Source organism: Desulfothermus sp. (genome assembly GCF_053993635.1).
Genome location: NZ_JBMYBT010000142.1, coordinates 1 through 6,180 on the forward strand (window position 1 = coordinate 1; position 6,180 = coordinate 6,180).

Consider the following 6,180-nt stretch of genomic DNA (forward strand, 5'->3'; position numbering starts at 1 on the left):
TCTTTTAATACATCCTTCATCAGCTTTATAAGATTTTGTATCTCTGTTAAATCTTTCCCTTGCTCTTCTTTTTTCTCTTTTTTGATTTTATTTATGTCAGCATGTTCAACAGGTTTGAATTTTTTGCCTTTATATTCAGATATTGCCTGCAGGATGAATTCATCTATTGGCTCATATAGGTACAAAACTTCAATTTCAGCTTCTTTAAAGGGCTCTAAGTATGGACTGTTTTCTATGGATTTTCTATCATTTCCAGAAATATAATATATTTCATCCTGATCTTCCTTCATATTTGATATGTATTCATCTAAAGAAATAACTTCATTTTCATCTTCTACCCTGGATGAATTAAATCTAATTAGTTTTGAAAATTGTTCTCTGTTTTGGAAATCTGTATATCCAAGCTTAAATATTTTCCCATGTTCTTTCCAAAAGGTATTGTATTTGTCTTTGTCATTTTGGGCAATATCCTCTAACTTTTTTAGGACCTGCTTTGTGATTGTGGAATTTATCTTTTGAATAACTCTATTTTCCTGAATGGTCTCCCTGGAAAGATTTAATGGTAGGTCTGAACTGTCTACCACTCCTTTTAAGAATCCAAGGTAATTTGGTATAAGCTCTTTATTTTTCTTCTGAATAAGAACTCTGTTTACGTACAAATCTAGTCCATAATTGTCTGTATAAGTTTCAAACACCACAGTGGATTTTTTAGGTATAAATACAATGGAGCTAAATTGTACTGGAGCATCTACAGATATGTGAAGATAATCAAGGGGATCTTCTGGGTCGTGGGTGAGAAATTTGTAAAATTCATTGTATTGTTCTTTCTTTATTTTAAATTTTGGCTCCTTCCACAGAGCTGGGATGGTGTTTACCTTTTCTCCGTCAACATAAATGGGAAACGCAATGAAATTTGAATGGGTCTTAATTATGGATTTTAATGTTTCTTTACCCAAAAAATATGTGGAATCGTCCTTTAAATATACCCTTATTTCAGTGCCCCTTGATAAGTCTTCATCTAAGTCTTGGACTTCAAAACCACCCATTCCGTCGGACTTCCAAATAACCGGTTTAGCCTTTGGATCATAGGACCTGCTCTTTACCTCAACTTCCTTTGCCACCATAAAAACAGAGTAAAAACCCACCCCAAATTTACCAATTATGTCTTGGGTCTGATCCTTTTCTGATGAAGCTTGTTTTAGAAATTCTTCTGTCCCTGATTTGGCTATGGTCCCTAAATTTGATATAATTTCTTCTTTGGTCATTCCAATGCCCGTATCCTTGACAATGAGCATCTTATTTTTGTCATCAGTAATTATCCTTATCTCCAGGGGCAATTCTTTTTGATATACATCTTCTCCTTGCGTAAGTTTAAACCGCACTTTATCCAGGGCGTCAGATGCATTTGAGATAAGCTCCCGTAAAAATATTTCTTTGTTTGTGTAGATGGAGTTTATGATTATATCTAAAAGTTTTTTTGTTTCAGCTTGAAATTCAAAAATTTCACCTTTTAGCATAAAGACCTCCCTTATTTTTATGTTTTTTCCATAGGTTATGAATTAAAACTATTGGATTATTCAAAGGTAACAAGAATATGACCATGTTAAAAAAGGGGCTACTAATCTTAATAAAGAATAAAATACATAAATGAGTTGTCAAGTAAGGCAAGATAAAGAAGAAAGTGGATTTAGGTTGATAGAGTTGGCATTAAGAAAGGCTTGATTAATCAATGCTGCACAAGACCTTTTATGGTCCTGTGCAGCTTGACAGATTAGAAATTATAAATTTTTAAATTTAAAGTAAGCATCTCCTGCAGCCCTGATCACGTGATAGGCTATAGGGGATCCTGTAAGTAGGGGATGGGTTGCAACTTGCATGAAATAGAGATCATCCACTGTGAGGCCCGCTTGAATTGCAGTTGAAATAATATTTACCATCTCAGCCGCTGTATCTCCGCCAAGTACGTGTCCTCCAATTATCTTTTTGTCTTCTTTATTAAAGAATAGTATTGTTTTCATGTCCTTAAAGGTATTAGGTAGGGTGGCTGGATGTTTGTCAGGCCCTACAAATTCACCTTTTATATATTCAATATTCTCCATCTCACATCCACGTTGGGTCAGGCCAGCAGCACCCATGGCAACATCTCCTATTTTTGTAGAAAATGCACCTAATGCCCCTCTATTTTTTACACTATGTCCAAGCATATTGTTAGCAGCAATAATACCCTCATAGGCTGCAACTGAGGCAAGTCTAATGCCACATGGCTTTTTAGTTATAAAGGAAAATTTCGAGGCGCAGTCTCCTGCAGCATATACATCCTCAATCCTTGTCCTCATATATTCATCCACTTCAATCCCTGCTCTTTTATCACAGGGAATACCACATTTTTCAGCAAGGGAAACATTTGGAGCAGCACCAACACCCATGATCACAATATCTGCATCAAGGGCTTCTCCACTTGCTAAAAGGACTTTCTCAACCTTTCCATTTCCTTCTAGTTTTGTGACCTGAGAATTTGTTTTTATATTGATATTTAATTTCATGAGTTCTTCTTCAGCCCTAATACAAAATTCTTCTTCAAGTGCCACCATTAAACAATGAGGCAACATCTCAACTATGGTAATGTTTGCGCTATCTCCTTTAAGTTTGGCTATTTGCTCAGCCATTTCAACTCCAATAAAACCGCCACCTATAACAACTATGTTTTTGGCGTGTTTAACTCCCTCATTAATAAGATCCAGGTGTTCAGGTTCTTTTTTAATTGTGAATACGTTTTCTAAGTTGTTTCCCTCAATTGGAGGGACAAATGGTATGGATCCTGTGGTTAATAATAGTTTGTTATATTGTAATTTTTCATTTCCATTGTATAAGATCTCATGATTTTTGGTGTCAATTCCAGTTACTTCAGCAACTTTTATATCAAGCCCCATTGATATAAATGGATCATCTGGGATTAAGTTTTTAGCCACTTCTCTTAGAGTCCCATAAATATAGGGAATTCCACAAGGAACTGGTGTTTTTGATGCCTTTCTAAATAGAATTACCTTTGTTTCTGGAGACCTCATCTTTAAAGTGAGTGCAGTAGCCAATCCTGCAGCAGATGCTCCTATAATTGCTATGTCTGTTTTTTGCATATCCATCCTCCTGTTTAAAATTTTTCGACTTACAGGAATAAGCAAAAAATGCGCCAACTAAATAAAACCTATTTTGTGCAAAACAAGTAAGTGTTAGTTCTTTTTTTTGTAAAAATTAACGTTAACCGTTAAGTTAACAAATAAATTTAAAGGTACAATAAATCTCCCACAAAGGAGAATTAAAAATCCCTATTCCACCCTAAAAAATTTTTTTAAAACTTCAAATTATATCTTCTCGGAATCAAACGACTATTTTACTAAAATTCACCAGTAAATTTGAACAAAAAATCAACTCAGAAAATTTTCTTAAGCCTAGCGTTTTTTGCTTATGACCTCTTTAAACCTGGGCATTTATACTTTTTCCGAAACAAAGACTTGGTGTATGGGTGGTCTTTGGCATCTATATGAACTCACGTTTCTCCAATAAGACTTTGTAACCAATCTGGATGATAATATGCAGCTATAAATATTTTGAGACTGGGTCTATAACTTATCGTAACATCTAAATTTTCAAGCGCTAGGAGCACACACTTTTGTGACAAAATTCTTCACAAATTCAATTTCTTCTTCTTTTGCATCCTCAGCAAAAGCCAACCCAATACCTGATTTTCCATTTTTTTCAAAAAAACTCCTTATAAAGGCAGGTATAATCAACTCTTTTTCGTTAAAAACTGGAATTAACTTTAAATTAATTTTTTCACCCACTATAAATTGTTCTTTATGCCATGAATTTTCAAATACAAATCCAGCACCACCTTCGCTTAAATCTATTATTAGACCAGGAAAAAAATTTTTATCATTTTGATGTGCAACACCACCAGGAAAGGAACAAGTAACTCTTTTTGCTCTTCTTACTAATATTGTCTCAACTGTTGTTGGTTTTTTAAGAAAAAGCAACCCGGTTGGCTTAAAAGTATAATGTAATATTGATGTTTTACCTATGTAGATCTCCCCATCTATAAAAAATTTAACTTCCACACCTGAAGATAAACGGGTAAAAATATTATTTATACCAGGTATTGGTTTTAAAGTAGTTATAAAAAAAAGGCCAGGATACCATCCTATATACTTCTCAGTTGTCTTTCCGAAATTTTCACTTTCAAGTAAAATATTTGTTCCTATTTTCATATTTTCAAATATTTTCATTTACCCTCTCCTAAGAGATTTTATACACCAAATCTTGATCTACATATATTTTTTATTTTTCTATCCAATTTATGTTAGCATTATAAATTCTTTTTCCCTTTCTTCTAAGTCATCAAACACATTGTTCATTCTTTTTTTATTTTAATTCCTGTACAACACTTCTTTATTGCAGATATTTAATTCCTTTTTCTGAGATTTCCCATGTGCCTTTTGGAGAGTTATTTCTTAAAAGACCTTTTATATTTCTTCCTTTAAAATTTCAAAGGCAGCAATTACTTCCTTTTTAATCATGGTGACATTGAGTCCTTAGTCTTTTCAAATAACATAGTTCCCATATATTCTTTTACACTTGTAATCCGTAAATCTGGATGTTTGTTTTTAAATTTTTGCGTGACACGATTATCTTAAAAATGAGGATGATTTTCAAACATAAATCTTAAAAATTGATAAATATTTTTGTTATCTGAAAAGACCATGAAAAAAGGTAAAATTATATTGAAAAACATTTCTTCTTTTCTCTGCCTTCCTATTCCTTTAAAATCCATTATGCTTTTTTATGCGGATTTAGATTTCTGATTTTTTTCTGAATTTTGATATTTTAAAAAAAGAAATTTATCAATCCGTTATCCATGCTTTTGGCCAAAAAATTTTTTATCCCTGTTATTCTTTTTTCAGGAAAATTGGCAGGTCTTTTGCTGTTGAATCCCATAGGGATTTATTCATTTTTAAGGAAATTTTGCAGCATTCGCTGTTTTTTTTTGCTCAAGCCATTTGTGACCAAAGAGGATTAAGTTTATAGAACCCTTATCCTCTTTCATATTAATTTACTCCTTGACAATCAACACAGTTGCAGTCTCCTTTTGTTTTTTAGCTAACATACCTTGAGGAAAATTCCAACTCCGTATGAGGCAAGACAATCCTAAAAAGGTTGCTTGATGGGGAAAAATAAAATAATTTTTGATGATATCTTTACTGACATTCACCAACTTTTAAAACAGAAAGTAAACAAATGAAACAGAAGGATTCTCTTCTTGACTGTGTAAGGTATAATTCATAAATTTTTAATCAGGGGGAAATAAGTTGAAATCTAAAAAGCCAGTTCTGCCAGAAGGTTATTCAGAATTTCTCGCCAGTTTGAAAAAACGTGTGCAAAAAGCGCGGCTTAAAGCAACCTTATCAGTCAATCGGGAACTTATTTTGCTTTACTGGGAAATTGGCCAGATGATTTTACAGCGTCAGAAAAAGGAAGGCTGGGGAGCAAAGGTGATCGAGAGGCTAGCTCTTGATCTGCGCAAAGAGTTCCCGGAGATGAAAGGATTCCCACCTCGTAATTTGCTTTTTATGCGTTCTTTAGCTGAGGCATTCCCCGAAAAAACAATTGTGAAACAAGTTGTTTCACAAATTCCCTGGGGACACCTTATTAGAATTATTCAGATGGTCAAAGATCCTGCAGAGCGTATCTGGTACATTCAGCAAACTACTTTGCATGGCTGGAGCCGCAACGTTCTTGTCCATCAGATAGAAAGTGGTCTTTATCACCGCAAAGGAAAAGCTATTACAAATTTTGACAAAACCCTGCCATCTCCACAATCTGATCTTGCTCAGGAAACTTTAAAAGATCCTTATATATTTGATTTTTTAGGACTAACAGAAGATATTCGTGAGAGGGAACTGGAAAAAGATCTTATAGCTCGTTTACGGGATTTTTTGCTTGGACGGTTCAAAGAAAAAGAGTGTTAGATATATGCCCTTGATGAATCCCATTTTTCTACAGAGCCGTACCTAATTCAAGGGTGGTTTAAAAAAAGGTAGTCGCTACAAGATTCCCACTCCTTGCAAGCGAGAAAGCCTAACATTTTTTGAGTGTTTAAATCTTAAGACACAAAAATTTTATTGGAAA

Annotated in this window: 4 protein-coding genes; 1 reads left to right on the forward strand and 3 read right to left on the reverse strand. The window is 33.9% G+C overall.

All coding sequences use genetic code 11. From position 1 onward, the window contains the following. The 3 genes from htpG to ACY2V1_RS10650 form a co-directional block, all read right to left on the reverse strand. Positions 1-1,517 (reverse strand): molecular chaperone HtpG (htpG, locus tag ACY2V1_RS10640; RefSeq protein WP_461834777.1); only part of this gene is annotated, 1,517 nt, incomplete at its 3' end. A gap of 261 nt (positions 1,518-1,778) precedes the next feature. Further along, the gene (locus ACY2V1_RS10645; protein ID WP_461834778.1) at positions 1,779-3,134 is read right to left on the reverse strand and encodes an FAD-dependent oxidoreductase; all 1,356 of its coding nucleotides are present in this window, start codon (positions 3,132-3,134) and stop codon (positions 1,779-1,781) included. A gap of 510 nt (positions 3,135-3,644) precedes the next feature. Beyond that, on the reverse strand, positions 3,645-4,280 hold the full coding sequence (locus tag ACY2V1_RS10650) for a PilZ domain-containing protein (RefSeq protein ID WP_461834779.1): 636 nt from the start codon (positions 4,278-4,280) through the stop codon (positions 3,645-3,647). Between the two features lie 1,080 nt (positions 4,281-5,360). Here ACY2V1_RS10650 and ACY2V1_RS10655 point away from each other — a divergent pair. Further along, positions 5,361-6,020 (forward strand): PDDEXK nuclease domain-containing protein, encoded by a 660-nt coding sequence (locus ACY2V1_RS10655; protein ID WP_461834780.1) that lies wholly within the window; start codon positions 5,361-5,363, stop codon positions 6,018-6,020. Positions 6,021-6,180: the final 160 nt, after the last annotated feature.

Bases quoted from the DNA above. Each gene is read 5' to 3' on its own strand.
- ACY2V1_RS10645 (WP_461834778.1), bottom strand. From the start codon at position 3,134: ATGCAAAAAACAGACATAGCAATTATAGGAGCATCTGCTGCAGGATTG.
- ACY2V1_RS10650 (WP_461834779.1), bottom strand. From the start codon at position 4,280: ATGAAAATATTTGAAAATATGAAAATAGGAACAAATATTTTACTTGAA.